14 protein-coding genes and 1 tRNA gene are annotated in these 19512 nt (G+C 33.3%); 10 read left to right on the plus strand and 5 right to left on the minus strand.

Features of this window, described 5'->3' with window-relative positions:
• Nucleotides 1–4: 4 nt before the first annotated feature.
• Nucleotides 5–469 carry a ribosome assembly cofactor RimP gene (gene rimP / locus ACTU6T_RS04450; protein ID WP_460220057.1) on the minus strand — a complete coding sequence of 155 codons (465 nt, stop codon included), beginning with the start codon at nt 467–469 and terminating at the stop codon, nt 5–7.
• Between the two features lie 153 nt (nt 470–622).
• On the opposite strand from rimP, the gene ACTU6T_RS04455 reads away from it, so the two are divergent.
• On the plus strand, nt 623–1447 hold the full coding sequence (locus tag ACTU6T_RS04455; RefSeq protein ID WP_460220058.1) for a universal stress protein: 825 nt from the start codon (nt 623–625) through the stop codon (nt 1445–1447).
• A 54-nt stretch (nt 1448–1501) separates the two neighbouring features.
• Here the strand turns inward: ACTU6T_RS04455 and ACTU6T_RS04460 are convergent.
• Nucleotides 1502–1575, minus strand: a tRNA-Gln gene (locus tag ACTU6T_RS04460).
• Nucleotides 1576–1726: 151 nt separating this feature from the next.
• Here ACTU6T_RS04460 and ACTU6T_RS04465 point away from each other — a divergent pair.
• Together ACTU6T_RS04465 and ACTU6T_RS04470 are read left to right on the plus strand one after the other, a co-directional pair.
• On the plus strand, nt 1727–5047 hold the full coding sequence (locus tag ACTU6T_RS04465) for a glycosyltransferase family 117 protein (protein WP_460220059.1): 3321 nt from the start codon (nt 1727–1729) through the stop codon (nt 5045–5047).
• 9 nt (nt 5048–5056) lie between these two features.
• Nucleotides 5057–5704 (plus strand): polysaccharide deacetylase family protein, encoded by a 648-nt coding sequence (locus ACTU6T_RS04470; protein WP_460220060.1) that lies wholly within the window; start codon nt 5057–5059, stop codon nt 5702–5704.
• Nucleotides 5705–5711: 7 nt separating this feature from the next.
• Here the strand turns inward: ACTU6T_RS04470 and ACTU6T_RS04475 are convergent, their stop codons facing one another.
• Nucleotides 5712–6008 (minus strand): thioredoxin family protein, encoded by a 297-nt coding sequence (locus tag ACTU6T_RS04475; protein ID WP_028871703.1) that lies wholly within the window; start codon nt 6006–6008, stop codon nt 5712–5714.
• 144 nt (nt 6009–6152) lie between these two features.
• Nucleotides 6153–7388: a metallophosphoesterase gene (locus ACTU6T_RS04480; protein WP_460220061.1), complete on the minus strand. Its 1236-nt coding sequence runs from the start codon at nt 7386–7388 to the stop codon at nt 6153–6155.
• A gap of 139 nt (nt 7389–7527) precedes the next feature.
• Between ACTU6T_RS04480 and ACTU6T_RS04485 the strand changes: the two genes are divergently transcribed.
• The 6 genes from ACTU6T_RS04485 to ACTU6T_RS04510 all read left to right on the plus strand — a co-directional run bounded on the left by ACTU6T_RS04485 (nt 7528) and on the right by ACTU6T_RS04510 (nt 17535).
• Nucleotides 7528–10476: a GH92 family glycosyl hydrolase gene (locus ACTU6T_RS04485; RefSeq protein WP_460220062.1), complete on the plus strand. Its 2949-nt coding sequence runs from the start codon at nt 7528–7530 to the stop codon at nt 10474–10476.
• Nucleotides 10477–10514: 38 nt separating this feature from the next.
• Nucleotides 10515–12188, plus strand: coding sequence for an MFS transporter (locus tag ACTU6T_RS04490; RefSeq protein WP_460220063.1), 1674 nt, complete (start codon nt 10515–10517; stop codon nt 12186–12188).
• A gap of 6 nt (nt 12189–12194) precedes the next feature.
• The gene (locus ACTU6T_RS04495; RefSeq protein ID WP_460220064.1) at nt 12195–13208 is read left to right on the plus strand and encodes a glycosylasparaginase; all 1014 of its coding nucleotides are present in this window, start codon (nt 12195–12197) and stop codon (nt 13206–13208) included.
• 33 nt (nt 13209–13241) lie between these two features.
• On the plus strand, nt 13242–15017 hold the full coding sequence (locus tag ACTU6T_RS04500; RefSeq protein ID WP_460220065.1) for a tetratricopeptide repeat-containing sensor histidine kinase: 1776 nt from the start codon (nt 13242–13244) through the stop codon (nt 15015–15017).
• A 94-nt stretch (nt 15018–15111) separates the two neighbouring features.
• Nucleotides 15112–15798: a LytR/AlgR family response regulator transcription factor gene (locus ACTU6T_RS04505; protein WP_460220066.1), complete on the plus strand. Its 687-nt coding sequence runs from the start codon at nt 15112–15114 to the stop codon at nt 15796–15798.
• A 195-nt stretch (nt 15799–15993) separates the two neighbouring features.
• Nucleotides 15994–17535, plus strand: coding sequence for a hypothetical protein (locus ACTU6T_RS04510; protein ID WP_460220067.1), 1542 nt, complete (start codon nt 15994–15996; stop codon nt 17533–17535).
• A gap of 69 nt (nt 17536–17604) precedes the next feature.
• Here the strand turns inward: ACTU6T_RS04510 and ACTU6T_RS04515 are convergent, their stop codons facing one another.
• The gene (locus ACTU6T_RS04515) at nt 17605–19017 is read right to left on the minus strand and encodes an aldehyde dehydrogenase family protein (RefSeq protein WP_460220068.1); all 1413 of its coding nucleotides are present in this window, start codon (nt 19015–19017) and stop codon (nt 17605–17607) included.
• Between the two features lie 174 nt (nt 19018–19191).
• On the opposite strand from ACTU6T_RS04515, the gene ACTU6T_RS04520 reads away from it, so the two are divergent.
• Nucleotides 19192–19464 carry a hypothetical protein gene (locus ACTU6T_RS04520; protein ID WP_460220069.1) on the plus strand — a complete coding sequence of 91 codons (273 nt, stop codon included), beginning with the start codon at nt 19192–19194 and terminating at the stop codon, nt 19462–19464.
• The last annotated feature ends 48 nt before the right edge of the window (nt 19465–19512 follow it).

The raw sequence follows: 19512 nt of genomic DNA on the forward strand, positions 1-19512 counted from the left end.
TGAATTAAAATTTTATTACAACTTGAGCTTTCGAAATCGTATCATACGTCATCTCAGCTTGCTTTTTAACGGTTACTTTACCCTTACCTACTGGCTTAGGTTCTCTTACTTTCCACTCTAGAAGGATTGTATCCTCATTGGCTTGAGTTAAAGTCCCTTCTACAGTTTGATTATCTATAGTTTTTACACTAAGTGTTCTACCAATATTTTTTTGATACTGTCTTTTGTTTGTTAAAGGCGATGTAGCTCCAGCTGATAACACCTCTAAAGAAAAATCTTGTTCCTCACGATCTAGATTGTGTTCGATTGCTCGACTTATAAACATACAATCCTCTACTAAAACACCATTATCTCCATCAATAACAATTTTAATACTGTTATCTCCTAACACGTCAAAATCTATTAAAAACAAGTCGTTACGCGTTTTTAATCCTTCGTCTAATAATTGTTTTACGGTTTCTCTGAACATTTTTAGTATAAAAAGAGCGGACTTTCCGTCCGCTCATTATTCTTTTTTCTTCAAACAATGCTGCAAATATACAATATTTTTATTGATTTCTACAAGTGCGGTAGTCTCGATTTTTATTATTAAATTTATGTAACTTAAATATACTCAGTCGAAATGAAAAAAATATTAGTTCCAACCGATTTCTCTCAAGAAGCAGAACACGCTTTAAAAGTTGCTTCTCAAATAGCAAAAAAGCACAATAGCGAGATCTATTTACTGCATATGCTAGAAATTCCTATGCAAGAAGTTGACACGGTAAGTTCGCAAGCTGATGTCCCTGAAGTCATGTTTTTTATGAAAATGGCACATCAGAAATTTCAAGACATTATGAATAGTGATTATTTAAATGGTCTTACTGTTCATGAAATCGTAAAAGCTGACGGGTCTTTTAATGGGATTTCAGAAATTTGTAAAGAACACGGTATTACTATGATTACAATGGGTTCTCATGGCGCAAGTGGGATCAAAGAAATGTTTGTTGGTTCTAACGCCGAAAAAGCAGTAAGAAATTCAGATGTTCCTGTGTTGGTGATAAAAAATAATCATGATGATTTTAGCGTTGACGACATTGTGTTTGCTTCAGATTTCAAAAACGACAACAAAGAAACTTACCGTCAAGCAACAGAGTTTGCAACTGCATTTGGCGCACAAATACATTTGCTTATGGTGAATACTGCTAGTAATTTTTCAACAACAAAAAAAGCTAATGATCGTATTCATGATTTTATCGAAGATTATAGTTTTAAAAATTATACGGTTAATATATATAATGATGAAACTGTAGAAAAAGGTGTGCTTAACTTTTCAAAACATATTGATGCAGATCTTATAGGAATTAGCACACATGGTCGACAAGGCATTGCCCATTTCTTTAATGGAAGCATTAGCGAAGATTTAGTTAATCATGCAAATAGACCTGTCATTACTTTTAAAATTTAATATGATACTATATATAAAAGAAAAAGTCTTCCATAAATACGGAAGACTTTTTTGTTGGCCCACTAGGTTTCGAACCTAGACTCTTCGGTACCAAAAACCGATGTGTTAGCCAGTTACACCATAGGCCAATCTCTTAAAGAGGATGCAAATTTAGTACAAAGTTTTATTTGTACAAACAATTTTTTATAAAAAAATCAAAAAATGGTAACGTTTACTTAAAATCTGTGATGCATAACATATTTATTGTTAAATTCGCTCGCATTAAATAGACTATTTTTTATGACACATTTCAATTTCAAGAAATGGAATACAATTATGGGATGGCTTGCTTTTACCATTGCCCTAATTACGTATGCACTAACTATAGAGCCAACCGTTAGTTTTTGGGATGCTGGTGAATACATCTTAACCTCATCTAAACTTCAAGTTGGTCATCCTCCAGGCGCACCTTTATTTCAAATGTTGGGAGCATTTTTCTCAATGTTTGCTATCGAACCTGCTCAAATTGGAGCTATGTTAAATATGATGAGTGCTGTTTCAAGTGCATTCACAATCTTGTTTATGTTCTGGACCATTACAATGTTGCTTCGCAAACTTGTAAAAAAAGAAGATAAAGGCATATCAAATAATGCTTCTGTAGCTATTTTAGGCAGTGCACTAGTAGGTAGTTTAGCATTCACTTTTACAGATTCATTTTGGTTTAACGCCGTTGAAACTGAGGTTTATGCCATGGCAACACTAATTATGTCTATCCTATTTTATCTTGGCCTGCGATGGGAACAAGATATGCACGAACCTCGTGGTCATAGATGGTTGGTGTTAATCGCATTTGTTATTGGATTATCATTTGGTGTTCATTTTATGGGACTATTGACAATTCCTGCATTAGGGCTCATTTATTTCTTTAAAAATTACAAAACAGTAACCGTTAAAAATTTTATAATAGCAAATATTATTGCGGCCGCGATTCTATTATTCATATTTAAACTTCTGTTACCAAATGCATTGCGATTGTTTAGTGCTTCGGAAATATTCTTCGTGAATACTATTGGACTTCCTTTTAACTCTGGATCAATAATCGCAGGGCTACTTGTTATTGCTGCATTCTATTTCGGATTAAAATACACAAAGGATCGTGGATTGAAATATGCTAACACACTTATACTCTGCTTGATTTTTATTTTTATTGGATTCTCCTCATGGGTTATGTTACCTATTCGTGCAAATGCTAATGTGATTATTAATGAAAATAATCCTTCAAGTGCGAGAGAGTTATTAGCTTATTACAACCTAGAACAATACCCTGAAACGCATTTATTCTATGGTCCATTATTTACCGATCAATATTCTGGTTTAGATGAAAACAACCCCTATTTGGATGACAAACCTAAATATGAAAAAGACCATGAAAAAGGAGAATATGTGATTGTAAATAAATGGAAAAATGCTAAGCAAAACTATAATTCTGAACATGCAGCCATACTCCCAAGAATGTGGAGTGGAGAACATGCAGAAAATTATATGATGTTTACTGGGTTGCTTGATTTTCAAATTAAACCTGAATACCAAATGGAGAACGATGTTAGACGTTTGGTTAACGAATTTCGCAATGACGTAGCTCAAGGAAAAATAGACTACGAAGGTTATAATAGTTTTCTAAAACAATTTGGTAGAGATCTCCTAGATGTTGAAAAACCATCTTTTGGTGATAACTTATCTTATATGATACAATATCAATTTGGTTATATGTACTGGCGTTATTTTATGTGGAATTTCTCTGGAAGGCAAGATGACATCCAAGGAAAGTATGACGATTTACATGGTAATTGGATTAGTGGAATAGCCCCTATCGATGAATTCCATTTGGGAATGTCTCAGGATAATCTACCAAGTGATGTAGCAAACAACAAGGCCAGAAACACCTATTATATGTTACCACTTATTTTAGGAATAATCGGATTTCTATTCTTGATGGCAAGAGATCCTAAACGTTTTTGGGTCATGTTAGTGTTTTTCTTAATGACTGGTTTAGCGATTCAGTTTTATACCAATGTAAGGCCTTTTGAACCTCGAGAGCGTGATTACTCGGTAGTAGGGTCATTTTATGTATTTGCAATTTGGATTGGGTTTGGCGTGTATGCAATTTTTGATTTGTTTAAAAAATATGCAAGCACCAAATTTTTAGCGCCTGCAATAACAATAGTCTGTCTGATATTAGTACCAGGTATTTTAGCTGCTGAAAATTGGGACGACCATGACCGTTCAGAAAAATATACCGCTCAAGCTATGGCACGAAAGTATCTTGAGTCTTGTGCTCCAAATTCAATTTTGTTTACTATTGGTGATAATGATAGTTTCCCTTTATGGTATCTTCAGGAAATTGAAGGTGTTAGAACCGATGTTCGTGTTGTGAATACAAGTCTCTTTCAAACCGATTGGTATATCGACCAAATGAAGCGCAAAGCTTACGAAAGTGACCCTATTCCGTCTCAATTAACACATGACCAATATAAATTTGGAACTCGTGATTACATCATGAAATACGAACTCACCAAAGACACGATGTTAATTAAAGATTTCATGAACTTCATCTCAAGTGATGATCCAAAATATAGTCTTAAATACGGCATGCAACGTCGAGGGGAAGATCCAAATGGATACCCAGAGCAATTGCAAAATTCTAATTACTTACCTACGTCATATATTAGAATTCCGGTGAATAAAGATGCCGTAATAGAAAACGGTGTTGTAAAACAAAAAGACGCTGATAAAATTGTGCCTAATATTGACATCAAAATCACAGGTGGTGCTTTATACAAAAATCGTTTATTAATGTTAGATATCATTGCCAATAATGATTGGAAACGACCAATTTATTTTACTGGTGGTGCTTTTGGTGATGAAGACTATATCTGGATGAAAGATTATTTACAATTAGATGGGTTATGCTATAAATTAGTACCTATAAAAACACCTGTTGACCGTGCAAATCCTTTTGATATGGGACGTGTAGATTCAGATTTAATGTACGATAAAGTCATGACTTGGGATTGGGGAAATAGTGGCAATGATAATATCTATCATGACGTAGAAACCCGAAAAAACGGAATTACGTATCGTGGAAATTTGGCTAGGTTAATGGAACAACTTCTCAATGAAGATCAATTAGATAAAGCTGAAAAAGTAGCCGATTTGGCCATGGAGAAAATGCCTGTAGATAAATTTGGATTCTACACTTTACTTGAACCTTATATAGGCGGTTATTATGAAATGGATAAGAAAGAAAAAGCTCGAAAACTGTATTTAGATGTTACCAAAAAATATCAAGAGCGACTCAACTATTGGAGTAATTTATCTATTAAAAATCAAACGCGTTATATAGAAGACATTGTAACAGATATTGAACGCTATAGAAATCTTGTTGATTTACTTGTGATATATAAGGATACAGATTTCGCTATGGAAGAAACAAGAAAGTTTAATAATTTTCTTGATGATTTCAAACATTTCACTGATGAGGCAGATGATATTGAACCTCCAACAAGGGAGGAAAGAGATTTGCCAAAAGACACCATAGATAGTATACTCGGAATTCAATAATATTGTATTTTGAAGTTAACTCCCGTAAAGACACCTGTAGTTGCTAAGAAGATGTTCCCAAATTATATTTGGGACATCTCAACTACAAAAAAGGAGTTATTTCTCACTTTTGATGATGGGCCAACACCTGAAATTACAGATTGGACACTCAACTTACTAAAACAATACAAGGCTAAAGCCACTTTTTTTTGTATTGGTGCTAATATTGAAAAGCATCCTGAAATATTTCAAAATATCATTAATAATGGTCACGCCATAGGTAATCATACTCAAACTCATGTTAAAGGCTGGACTACAAAAACCGACGTGTATTTAAAAGAGGTTATCCAAACTCAAAAGATTATCGAGTTACAAGGTTATGATAAGTCAAATTTTTTTCGACCTCCATATGGCCAAATAAAACCCAAACAAGGCAGGAAGTTGACAGCACTTGGCTATCAAATCATTATGTGGGATGTCTTATCTTTTGACTGGGACAAAACAATTTCTGAAGCGCAATGTCTTAACAATGTCATTTCAAAAAGTAAAACAGGTAGTATCATTGTATTTCATGATAGCATAAAAGCATCAAAACGTATGATGCATGCACTTCCGAAGGTTTTAGAAAAATTTAGTCAAGAAGGTTTTGAGTTTAAATCTTTACCTTTCAATACTTAAAAAGCAATTAGATATACTCCTGTACAATTCCGATGAGCGTATTAGCATCTTGCTCACCGCTATGCCTCCATTTCATCTCACCATTTTTGTAAATTATGAGTGTTGGCAAACCTTTAACACGAAGGGCTTCAGCTAATTCTTTGTTTTTATCAACGTCAATTTTAATGACTTTGGCTTTATCACCAAGAGCAGCAGCAACATCTCTCATTACAGGATGCATTGCTGTAGATTGCTCATTCCATTCGGTAAAAAAATCTAACAGAACAGGAATATCAACATCAATAAGTTCCCCAAATTTTGACATACGTTTAAACTTTTAAATCAAACATTGTTATACAAACCTACACATTTTTTTTGGCAATACTTTAAATTACCCTATCTAGTAGGTTCACTCTGACTTATTTATAAAAATAAACAATTTCAGAGTAAATATACCATTTCCATAGCATTACGTGTTTTTTACAGACTTTTTTAGTGTAATTACAGTCACTTCAGGCCAAATTCCAACGCGTCCAGGAAACGCTAAATAGCCAAATCCTCTATTTACATTTATATATTGTCCGAATTTTTCATAAATCCCAGCCCAATGCTTGTATCTCCATTTAACAGGGCTCCATTTAATCCAACCAGGGATTTCAATTCCGAATTGCATGCCATGTGTATGACCACTCAATGTGAGATGGTAATGATAGTCGTCATCTACCACTTCTTGATCCCAATGAGATGGGTCATGACTTAATAAAACTTTGAAATCATCTGAATGAACTTCCGCAGATGCTTTTTTTAAATCTCCAGCTTTTTTAAACCCTCCAGCTCCCCAATTCTCTACACCAATGAGAGCAATTCGCTCTTTTCCCTTTTCAATGAATCGGCTTTCATTTAGAAGTAAATCAAATCCAATATCCTTCTGGATCACTTTTAAATCTTCTAGGTTTTGTCTCTTATCATCAACCGAATTCCATTTTACATAGTCTCCATAATCATGATTCCCCAACACAGAATATAAACCATCTTTGGCTTTCAGTTTTTTAAATATATCTAAATAAGGGATCATTTCTTCAGCCTTATTATTAACCATGTCTCCAGTAAATAATATAACATCAGATTCTTGTTCATTAACTAGATCAATAGCATACTCCACCTTATTAAGATTATCAAAACTACCAGAATGCACATCACTTATCTGTGTTAATTTATAGCCATCAAAAGCCTCTGGCAAATCTTCAAAATGCAAGGTATATTTTAATACCTTGAAATTATATTTTCCTTTAAAAACACCATACAATACAGATGCAAAAGGAATAGCGGCAAGACCTAACGCAATTTGAGAAATAAACTTTCTTCTACCGTAATTAGTTACATTATCCGTTACAGGTGTTTTGATATAATTATTTATGACATAAGTACTCAACCTATAAACATCTTCACCTAATAATGTGATACCAATTATGAGTTTAGGGACATAGAATAAAACGATTAAACTAAAAGCTACTGAAAACCTAAAAGGAATACCATTTGATCTGTCAAAAGTAAAAATCTGGAAAATAAAATTCCCTAGAATACCAATGGTTATTATCCAATACCAAACATACCACCAATTACCTCTTATGGTTGTCTTTAACGATTGGAATGCATAATAGTCTAATATCCCAATGATTAAAATAAAAATCACCAATCTAATCATATACAAATTTTAATTCACAAAGATACTAATATGGCTATCCTCAAATCTTATTAAATTGTTAAAGGTTTTAAAATGAAAGCTGCGATAATTTGCTTAAACATTTTTACCTTAGAGGTTTTAAAATGTAATCACATTTCAGATGAAACCCAACATTCTCTTCCTTTTAATAATTCTTTTGAGTGTTAGCTGTTCTAATCGAGTCAAGATTGAAACTGCTAAAAAAGACAAGCCATTAATTGAATATGTCAACCCATTCATTGGCACTGGAGGTCATGGCCACACCTACCCAGGAGCTACTATGCCTTTTGGGATGATGCAATTAAGCCCAGATACGAGACTAGATGGCTGGGATGGCTGTTCTGGATATCATTATAGCGATTCTTATATCTATGGGTTTTCTCATACACATCTCAGCGGAACAGGCGTAAGTGATTATGGTGATATTCTTTTGATGCCAACAAATGCGATTAATTTTAATAGTGGAAGTAATGGAAAAGCTGGCTATCGAACCCATTTTTCTCATGATAATGAATTTGCCCAACCTGGTTTCTATAAGGTGCATTTAGATTCTACAAATATTGATGTTGAACTTACTACCTCTTACCGAAGCGGTATTCATAAATATCAATTCCCTTCTGCGCAAAATCAATTTGTCATCCTAGACTTAGAGCATCGAGATGAAGTACTCGATTATAAAATTCAAAAAATTAACGATTCAACACTATCAGGGTTTAGACATTCTAAAGCTTGGGCTACAGACCAGCGTTTGTTTTATACAATCCAATTTTCAGAACCTATTAAGAGCATTACTTACGAAGAAAACGGAACAACTATTTCCAAAAACTATAAATTTCAGAGTAAACAAGCAGCTATCGAATTTGACAATCCAAATAATGAGCCTGTATTTGTTAAAGTAGGGATTTCAGCTGTTGATAATAAAGGAGCTACGAAAAACCTACATGAAGAAATAGGGACTAAAACTTTTGAAGCTGTTAAAAAAGAAGCTCAAAACGCATGGGAAACTCAACTCGAAAAAATAGTAGTCCAATCTAAAAACAAGGATTACAAAACAAATTTCTATACGGCTTTATATCATACAATGATAGCTCCAAACCTATATCAAGATGTTGATGGCCGCTATCGCGGCATGGATTTAGAAATTCACAAAACTACGGATTTCGATTACTATACAGTATTCTCTCTATGGGATACCTATCGTGCTGCACATCCGTTATATACTATTATTGAACAAGAACGAACCAATGATTTTATAAATACCTTTTTAGCAAAACATGATGAAGGTGGCATCATGCCAATTTGGGATTTAAGTGCTAATTATACAGGTTGTATGATAGGATATCATGCTGTACCTGTGATTTCTGATGCCTATCTAAAAGGCATTCGTGGCTATGATACTAAAAAAGCTTTCGAAGCGATGACGCACTCAGCCACAAGAGACAAATTAGGTCTCGAATCTTATAAAAAATTTGGGTTTATTCCTGTAGAACTAGAAAGTGAATCGGTCTCTAAAACACTAGAATATGCTTATGACGATTGGACCATAGCACAAATGGCTAAGGCAATGGGTAAAACTGAAGATTATAAAATCTATACCGAAAGAGCACAATTCTACAAAAACATTTTTGACCCTGAAACGCAATTTATGAGAGGGCGTTTTAGAAATACATGGTTCGCTCCATTTGATCCTTATGAAGTAAATTTTAATTATACAGAAGCCAACTCTTGGCAATACAGTTTTTATGTACCTCAAGACATAAGTGGGTTTACCAATCTTTTAGGTGGAAAAGATAAACTTGAAGCTCAATTAGATAAATTATTTACTGCCGAAGCTGAAACTTCTGGGAGAAATCAAGCAGATATTACTGGGCTTATAGGGCAGTATGCACATGGAAATGAACCAAGTCATCACATGGCTTATCTATATAACTTTGCAGGAACACCTCATAAAACACAAGAAAAAGTTTATCAAATTTTAACCGAATTGTATTCTAACGAACCTGATGGGATTTCTGGAAATGAAGATTGCGGACAAATGAGTGCATGGTATGTATTTTCATCTATGGGATTTTATCCCGTAACCCCAGGTTCTAATCAATATATTATTGGAGCTCCTTTATTTGAGAAAGCCACTATAAATATAGAAAACGGTAATACGTTTACAATTGCTACTCATGATTTAAGTACTAAGAACATATATATTGAATATGTTTATCTTAATGGAGACAAACTTGATAGAACTTATCTCACTCACGATGAAATTATGCAAGGTGGTGTTTTAGAATTCTACATGAATGACAATCCTGCTGTATGGGGTAGCCGTGAGCGTCAGCATCCAAAAACTGAAATCACTGATCACCTTATTGTCCCAGCACCATTTATTGCTAAAGGTGATGTAGCTTTTAAAGGCAATACCGAAGTTACTTTAGAAAATGTTGATGCAAATACCACTATCCTCTACAGCTTTGATAATGGAGATTACCAAGCTTATGAAGCACCTTTTAAAATTTCTGAACCTACATCGCTAAAAGTGTATTCAGAACTAAACGGACATAAAAGCGCCATTGTAGAAACTAAGTTTTATAAGATTGATCCCAACCTATCTATTAAACTCGACACTAAATACGCTAACCAATACAATGCAGGTGGCAACGACGCTCTAATTGATGGTATTATGGGCACACAAGATTTTAGAACTGGCACATGGCAAGGCTATTGGGACGAGGATCTCATTGCTACAGTAGATTTAGGAAGTATAAAGCCTTTTTCTCAGGTTAATATTAACTTTTTGGAAGATCAAAAAAGCTGGATTTTCTTACCCAATAATGTAGAATGTTTGTACTCAGTTAACGGTAAAGATTTTAAAACTATTGAGAAAATTAAAATTGATAATACTGTTCCATTAGAAGGCTCAAAAATTAAAACTATCTCATTTAGTATTCCCTCTTATCATAAAATACGCTACATTAAAATCATTGCTAAAAAAATGGGGGAACTTCCAGAGTGGCACTTGGGTTATCCTCACGATGGAAGGAGCTGGATTTTTGTGGATGAAATTTCAATTCAATAAACTTATTAGAGTATATTTATAAAACCAATAACTAACTTATGACAAATCAAAACAATAAGTCTGCATTAGCAACTCTAGTTACCGTCTTTTTTTTCTGGGGATTTATAGCAGCTTCAAATGGTGTATTTATACCATTTTGTAAAACCTATTTTAATATCGATCAATTTCAATCTCAACTCGTTGATTTTGCATTTTATGGTGCCTATTACATTGGAGCGCTTTTACTATTTATCATGTCAAGTGCTATTAAAAAAGACATTTTGAATAATTGGGGATACAAAGCAGGAATTGTTTATGGTTTATTATTATCGGCAGTTGGCGCATTTGTAATGTATCCGGCAACTGCAGGAGCTGAACAGGGACAAACAAGTGTGTTTTATTTAGTTCTTATTGCTCTATTTATTGTTGGTTTAGGCTTTTCATTACAACAAACAGCAGCAAATCCTTTTGCAATTGCGTTAGGAGATCCAAAAACTGGTTCTCATCGTTTAAATTTAGCCGGTGGAATTAATTCCTTTGGAACAACCATAGGACCTATTGTTGTGAGTTTTGTCATTTTTGGATCTGCGACTTGGAGTACAGATGAGTTAGCACAAATGATAACAGATAACAAAATTACTTTAGTTACTGTTCAAACACTATATTTGGGTGTAGGTGTTCTTTTTTTAATAGCCGCTGCATTATTTTATTTTTCAAAAAAACTACCTGCTTTAAAATCTGAGACAGCCTTCGAACCTGCTAATAAAGCACGTAATTTATTAATCCTATTAACCTTAGTTGTAGTAGGTTGTTTTGGATATATTTTTAGCACCTATTCTGGCGATATAACAGTTACAGAAGATTTAGAACAGACTCGATTAATCATTCTATTTATTGCCCTTTTTGCAGTTATTGTAGCTGTATTTCTAGCTAACTCTATGGCCTCAAAACAACCTGAAGGTTGGGGAGCTATGAAATACCCACAATTAGTTTTGGGTATGTTAGCAATATTTACTTACGTAGGTGTAGAAGTTACCATTGGTAGTAATTTAGGGGAGCTATTAAAACAAGGCGCAGAAAACTCAAACTTAAATGCTCTAGGTTTACCTATTTTAAATGATTCTGAAATTGGAAAATACATTTCTTTATACTGGGGCGGTTTAATGATAGGACGTTGGGTTGGAGCTATAACTGTATTTAACCCAAGTAAGGGCCTCAAGAAAGTATTACTCATTATTGTTCCTTATATTGCTTTTGGTGTGATCTTATTGGCAAATTCATTTAATAGTACATTTACAACTAATGAAATTTTATTCTTTGCGGCTTGTATTGCTGTTCAAATTGCTGGGTTCTTTTTAGCAAAAGACAACCCTGTTAAGACGCTTAAAATATTTAGCTTCCTTGGAATTTTAGGAATGCTTATTGGTTTGTTTAGCTCTGGAAATTTAGCATTATATGCTTTTTTATCGGGTGGTTTATTCTGTTCAATTATGTGGCCTTGTATTTTTACATTGAGTATTGCTGGCCTAGGAAAATATACTTCACAAGGCTCTGCATTTCTTATTATGATGATTTTAGGAGGTGCAATTATACCTCCTGTACAAGGTAAATTAGCTGATGTGTTTACGATTCAGTCGTCATACTGGATAGCAGTCGCTTGTTTTGCTTATTTATTATTCTATGCATTTAGAACCAAAACAGTATTAGACAAACAAGGGGTTAATTATGATTAATTAGATATGAAACGAAGACACTTTATTAAAAAAGCCTCATTAACTGGTGTAGGCCTAGCTGTTGGAAGTTCGGCTATAAATTGTGCTCAAAGCCCTTCCAATGAAAAAACTAAAAGTGCTTTAGCTTCAGAAGATACCACTGCCGCTTCGCTACCTTTAGTGATTGCTACATGGCATGTCATTGATGCTACAGCTAAAGCCATGGAAGTACTACAAGCAGGTGGTAACGCATTAGACGCCGTTGAACAAGGTTGCATGGTAGAAGAAGCTAATGAAAAAGGGCAATCTGTTGGTAAAGGCGGATTACCAGATCGTGATGGATATGTAACACTTGATGCTTGTATCATGGATAAACATGGAAATTGTGGCGCTGTGGTGTACCTAAAAGACATTACGCATGCAGTATCTGTAGCAAGAAAAGTGATGGAAGACACGCCTCATGTGATGCTCGCTGGTGAAGGAGCCAAACAATTTGCAATATCTGAAGGGTTTGAACCTGAAGACTTACTAACTGAAGCTTCTAAAAAAGCATGGGAAAAATGGAAAGTTGAAGCCAAATACAAACCTATAATAAACATCGAAAATCATGATACCATTGGGATGCTAGCTATTGATAAAAATGGTGATATTTCTGGTGCGTGTACTACAAGTGGTTTGGCTTATAAAATGGGAGGGCGCGTTGGTGACTCGCCAATTATTGGCTCTGGGTTATTTGTAGATAATGAAATTGGAGCAGCAGTGGCTACAGGTTTAGGAGAAGAAGTAGTTAAAACGGTAGGAAGTTTTTTAGTAGTAGAGCTTATGCGACAAGGCAAATCGCCTCAAGAAGCATGTGAAGAAGCTATTGGTAGAATTGTCAATAAACCTAATAGTAATTTTAAGGATTTCCAGGTAGGCTATATTGCAGTGAATAAAAAAGGAGAAACAGGATCCTATTCAATTCATCAATGGTTTAGTATGACTAAATTCCAAGATGGTGTGAATGAGCAAATACAATCAGATTATTATAATAAAGTTTAAAATACTTATATTGTAAAAACCAACATTATACAATTGAAAGTTTCTGCAGTCATTTTAGCCTTTCTAATTTCCTTTTGTTGCTTTTCTCAAATCACAGAAAAAGAACGATTGCTATCTAAGATTGACAGTGTAAAAGATTATAAAGATCAGGTTCAACTATTTGCCGATTTAGCTTGGGAATATATAATTACTGAAAATGACAGTGCGCTCATATACGCAAATGAAGCATTAAAAATTTCTACTAAAAACAACTACCCTTTAGGCCAAGCTATCGCCTTTGAATCCAAAGGCTTATACCATGAACTTGTTACTGGAAATTATGATGAAGCAAGCTCGTTTTATTTCAAAGGCATCTATGTTTGTGAAGAGAATGGTTTAAATTATGCATCATCAATATATCACTCCTTAGGTGTTATGTTTCATACATCAGACAATTATGATAAAGCCTTAGAATATTATACAAACTCATACAATTTAGCAATTAAAGCAAATGATTCAGTATTAATCAAAAAATGCCTTATTAATTTGGGCAGTGTAAATTCTTCGCTAGAGCATTTAGATAAGGCCGTTTTCTACATGGAGAAAAGCTTTGATTATAACGTTAGGAGAGAATTAGATTATACCACTTATTCTAATTTAGGTTATCTATATACTAAACAAGAAAAATACAATAAAGCTTTACCATATTTATTAAAATCTATCGAACAAAATTCGGATAACCCAAATTCGGAAATAAACCTATACTTGCTCTTACATTTAAAAGCTGTATCCAAAGACACGCTAAGTATACCCATTTTAAATAGAGCTAAATTGGCATTAAAGAATGTAGTAGGGCCAAGGAATAAAAGCTTATTTTTAAGAAATTTAGCTGATTATTATAAATCAATTGGAGATTACCAACAAGCTTTAGAGTATCGCGATCAATATATCACAGTATTTGAAAAAATTAAAGAGAATCAACGCGACGATATAGTCCATCAATTAGAAACTCAGTATGAAACCGAAAAAAAAGATACTCAATTAAAATATTTAAAAGTAGAAGGCGAAAAAAATAAAAAACAAAAGCAACTCTATTTAGTGCTTTCCCTTGCAGGAATTTGTATTGCACTATTACTAGGCGTCTTTAGCTTTAAAAACCGATTGAAAAACAAAAAATTAGCAACTCAAAAAATGCTATTAGAAACAGCTTTAGGAGAAAAAAACCTCCTTCTCAAAGAAATTCATCATAGAGTAAAAAATAGTTTTCAAATGGTATCTAGCTTGCTGTATTTACAATCGGAAAATGCAGATGACAACGAAGCAAAAATAGCTATTAAAGAGGCAGAAAACCGAGTGCGTTCTATGATATTAATTCATCAAAAACTATACAATAAAGATGAGTTGGTTGGCATAAATGTTCAAGAATATGTTCATGATTTAACTCATGACATCATTGAAAGTCATGTATCAAACCCATCTTTGTTACAAGTACAATTAAACATAGTCCCTCTAATTTTAAATATCGAAACTATAACTCCATTTGGGCTTATTCTTAATGAACTTATTACTAATGTCATAAAACACGCTTATTCTGACATTAATGATAACATATTAAAAATTGACTTAAAAAAAGAGAACAATCAACTCGTATTGCAGGTTGTAGATAATGGAACAGGATTATCCACACAAACAACAGATACATCTTTTGGAATTACACTAATGAAAGCCTTATCAAAAAAGTTAAAAGCAACTTTAGATATTAAACCTCGAAAGGATTCGCAAGGTACAATTGCCACCTTAATAATTAATAGATTTCAAGTTGTATCATAAATTATTTCGAGTACTCACTAAAAAATAAGAGTAATTCGCTAAATAAATACGTAAAACAAAATAAATAATAAATATGTTGCTTAAAAATTCAGTATTGAGTAAAAATTTAAACATATTTATTGTTGAAGATGAACCACTTATCTGTGCAACTATTGAAACAGCATTGCGTAAACAGGGTATTAAAGTAGTTGGAGATTCAGATAATTTCCTCGATGCCTTACAAGCTATAAAAATGCTTCAGCCAGACCTAGTCTTATTAGACATTCAATTAGAAGGTATAAAAGATGGTATTGATTTGGCTTTAAAATTAGACCAAATGAGCATCCCTTACTTGTATTTAACCTCACAAACCGACCCTGAAACTATTGAGCGTATAAAAGTAACGCAACCTTTAGGTTATATTGTAAAACCATTTACAGAATCGGGATTGCGAAGTAATATTGAACTTGCATGGCACAATTTTTCGTTAACTTCTGATGATTATTTTTTAGTAAAACATGAGGGCAGATTACATAAGCTTAATCAAAAGGATATAACATACTTACAAGCTTATGATAATTACTGTTATATAAATACTAGAACATCTCAATACCTAGTGCCACACACATTAAAGCATACTTTTGAAAAGTTAAACTCTGATCATTTTATAAGGTCGCATCGGTCTTATGTAGTTAACTTGAAACATGTAACCTCATTTAATAATAAAATGGTTTATCTAGATGATTTATCAATACCTTTAAGTGCATCACAGCGTCCTATTTTAAAACAAAATCTCGAATAATTATTATCACCTGATTTTTAACCCTTTTTAAAGTTTACTAAAAATTTCCTAGCATTCACTAAAAATACATTGTGCATATGTTGTGATACCTGTAAATTTAATTAGCTATTAATCAATACAATATGTATTTACGCAAATCATCCTTATTTAAATATAAGGTATTTGCTTAACAGATTGCTATTTAAATTTTAAGTTATGAAACGAATTTTAGTTCTATGCTGTTTTACTTTTTTAAGCTTATCTTCTGTAGCTCAAGTAGGTATTGGCAATACAAATCCCAATGCTCAGTTAGACATTTCGGCTTCTAATACTGGTTCTCCATTAAATACAGATGGTATATTAATTCCTCGTGTTTCAAACTTAACAATTCCAAGCGCTATGACCCTAGATCAAGATGGTATGATGGTTTTCTACACGGGCAATAGCTTTTCTGGTAAAGGATTTTATTATTGGAATCATTCCACAACATCTTGGACACCAATACATAGTTCAGATGATGATTGGACTGTAGTTGGCACTGATATAGAACGTCAAAATGGAGATGTCTATATTGGTAACACTTCTGGCACAAACAACGATTTATATATAAGTAATAGAATTATAGATTGGGACAATGTTAATTACATAATGGATCCTGCTGGCGATACTAGAATGAATGAAATACAATTTGATAATGGAACAACAACAGATCCAAGCGTACGGTTTACCGATGATGACACAGGTTTCTTTAGTCCTATTAATTCATCTGTTGCATATTCTGCTAATGGAACAGAAGCCTTTAGGTTTCACAGTAGTGGTGACATTAGTGTTGGCTTGACCTCTGATACAAATTATAAAATTGGAATCAATTCATTATCTAATTTAAGTCAAATAAGAATGGGGAATAATGATATTAATTTCCCAGTAATGTCAATTAGCCATAATGGAGACAGAAATAACGGTTTAAACGTAGATATTATAAGTGGTTTCATATTACAAACAAAATCTTCAATTGCCACCTCTTATACACTTGGAAATATACAAACAAATCTTTCCACATTTGAAGCTGGAACATTTAATCTATATGGGCTAAAAACATCGATAGGCACAAATTCTACAGGTATTGAATATGGTGTACATTCTTCTGTAACTACAGATAATGGATTTGCAGGTTATTTTATTGGTCGTTCTTCATTTGGTAATACAACAGCCAACAGATACATCTTACCAGCTCAAGATGGTACAGCAAATCAAGTCATGGCAACTGATGGTGCTGGTCAAGTTAATTTTGTAGATGCAAATACATTGATAAACAATTCTTCTAATTATGCAGTTGCAAAAATAAGATTAGCAACAGGACAGTCGCTTGGATTTAATACTAAGGTTAATTTTAACACTATTGTATTTGACACTAATAATAATTTTAGCACTACTGATACCAGATTTAATGTATCCGAAGATGGAATTTACCGTATTTCAGCACAATATACCATACTTAATGAGTCTATATCTAGTTCAAGTAGTCCAAGAGAATACGGAATAAGTATTTATGTAAATGGAGCTAAAATAAGCAGTGTCAGATATGATCAGGTTCCTCCATCATCAAGCACAAATATTAGGCTAGTGAGATCTATATCAACCTTAGCAAATTTGAGTAATGGAGATTATATTGAAATATTTAGTGATGGCAACGAAGGGGTTTTCATATCGACAAATGATCCCATATTAAGCTATTTTGAAATTGAAAGAATAAAATAACTAATTGAAGGGAATTAGTATGTTCAATTATGTTTTTTTAAAAAAGTCGTTCGTAGGGAGCGGCTTTTTTTAAAACCACTTAATAGCGAGGTTGGCTATTTTTTCCTTAAACCTATTATACGGTGGAAATAGTAAATATAAAGGTCCAACAGTATGTCGTTTTAATACCGAACGTGCATTTGAAAACTCCTGAAATCCAAAAAATCCATGCGCTTTTCCAATACCACTATTATTAGACCCTCCAAAAGGTAAATAATGGTTAGAATACTGCAAGGCATTACTATTAACACAAGTACTACCAGCTCTAGTGTTCTTAATGATGGTATTGATGACCCTTTTATTACGCGCGTAGATGTACAATGCTAATGGTTTTTCTTTCGAATTGATATAACCTACTACCTCATCAATGGTTTTATAGGTTTTAATCGGAAGTATTGGGCCAAAAACTTCATCATTCATTAGAATTGCATCATCTGATAGATTTGACAAAAGCGTTGGTGCTATATAGCTTGATGCATCATCATAATCTCCTCCTAATTCAATTATAGCGTTATTGTCTTTAGCATTTTCTATACTCGACACGAGTCGCTGAAAGTGCTTTGTATTGACTACGCGACTATAGGACTCTGACGCTTCAGGATGCTCTGAATAATACTCTAATACCTTGGATTTAAATGCTTGAATAAAAGCTTCCTTAATAGACTCATGAACTAATACATAGTCTGGTGCAATACAGGTTTGTCCATTATTTAAGAATTTTCCCCAGACTAAATTCTTGATAGCAGCATTTAGGTTAGTGGACTCGTGAATTATGGTAGGCGACTTTCCTCCCAACTCCAAAGTTACTGATGTCAAATGCTTTGCTGCAGCAGACATCACAATCTTCCCAACCGATGGAGACCCTGTAAAAAAGATATGATTAAAAGGTAATTTTAATAATTCTTGTGATACTTCAACTTCTCCTTCAACTAATGCAACCTCATCTTCGCTAAATAATGATTTAACTAGTTTCGCCATAACAGCTGATGTATTTGGCGTCATTTCCGAAGGTTTTAAAATCACAGTATTCCCGGAGGCAATAGCCGATACTAAGGGTCCGAAAGTTAAAGTTATTGGGTAATTCCATGGTGAAATGATTAAACAAACTCCTTTAGGCTCATAAGTGATATAAGATGATGTGCCTAATAATGTAAGTGGTGTATCAACACGCTGCTTTTTCAACCATGATTTTAAATTAGAAATAGCATACTTGATTTCTTTAACCACCAAATAGATTTCTGTGAGGTCTACTTCAATTTTAGGCTTTCTAAAATCTTGATACATGGCTTCCGTTAATTCTTGTCGATAAGTTTTTTCTATGGCAACCTGTAGAGCCTTTAATTTTTTAATTCGCTCTTTATATGTTGTCCTACCTATCGCAAATTGATTAGATTTTTGCTTATTAAATAGTTCTGAATACCTGTTATCTGAATAATCTGTCATTTAATCCTTAACGTTTTTATTGGGCTGCAAGCCGTTTTCATGCATTTCATCGATGTTTTTTACGAACGTTTTCATCTTAACTAAAAATCGACCGTTTTATCTAATATATTCATTTTCACCTCTAATCTTGTGTTTCTTTGACCTGAGTTTAACAACAAAAATCCCTCTAAGATTATGAAAAAAGTATTAACAATATTAGCCTTTACATTATTACCAATCCTTGCGATGGGACAGGACACTAATGTAGATATCAAAAATAGCGATACTATAGAAACTGTAATCGAAAAGACTACAGAAACTCAAAAAATAAAAAAAGAGACTACTTCTAATTCTGCTGTTAAAGCACAATTATTAAAGATAAACAAAAAGAAGAGCAATGAGATTATAAGTATTAAAGCTTATAGAAAAAGTTTACAGATTAAAGTAAAAACAATTAAACTTTGCTAATCTAAATACAACAAAATTAAAAACCCGAAACATTATGTTTCGGGTTTT

It is taken from the genome of Psychroserpens citreus (assembly GCF_055686305.1).

Bases quoted from the DNA above. Each gene is read 5' to 3' on its own strand.
- rimP (WP_460220057.1), bottom strand. From the start codon at position 469: ATGTTCAGAGAAACCGTAAAACAATTATTAGACGAAGGATTAAAAACG.
- ACTU6T_RS04455 (WP_460220058.1), top strand. From the start codon at position 623: ATGAAAAAAATATTAGTTCCAACCGATTTCTCTCAAGAAGCAGAACAC.
- ACTU6T_RS04465 (WP_460220059.1), top strand. From the start codon at position 1,727: ATGACACATTTCAATTTCAAGAAATGGAATACAATTATGGGATGGCTT.
- ACTU6T_RS04475 (WP_028871703.1), bottom strand. From the start codon at position 6,008: ATGTCAAAATTTGGGGAACTTATTGATGTTGATATTCCTGTTCTGTTA.
- ACTU6T_RS04480 (WP_460220061.1), bottom strand. From the start codon at position 7,388: ATGATTAGATTGGTGATTTTTATTTTAATCATTGGGATATTAGACTAT.
- ACTU6T_RS04485 (WP_460220062.1), top strand. From the start codon at position 7,528: ATGAAACCCAACATTCTCTTCCTTTTAATAATTCTTTTGAGTGTTAGC.
- ACTU6T_RS04490 (WP_460220063.1), top strand. From the start codon at position 10,515: ATGACAAATCAAAACAATAAGTCTGCATTAGCAACTCTAGTTACCGTC.
- ACTU6T_RS04495 (WP_460220064.1), top strand. From the start codon at position 12,195: ATGAAACGAAGACACTTTATTAAAAAAGCCTCATTAACTGGTGTAGGC.
- ACTU6T_RS04510 (WP_460220067.1), top strand. From the start codon at position 15,994: ATGAAACGAATTTTAGTTCTATGCTGTTTTACTTTTTTAAGCTTATCT.
- ACTU6T_RS04515 (WP_460220068.1), bottom strand. From the start codon at position 19,017: ATGACAGATTATTCAGATAACAGGTATTCAGAACTATTTAATAAGCAA.
- ACTU6T_RS04520 (WP_460220069.1), top strand. From the start codon at position 19,192: ATGAAAAAAGTATTAACAATATTAGCCTTTACATTATTACCAATCCTT.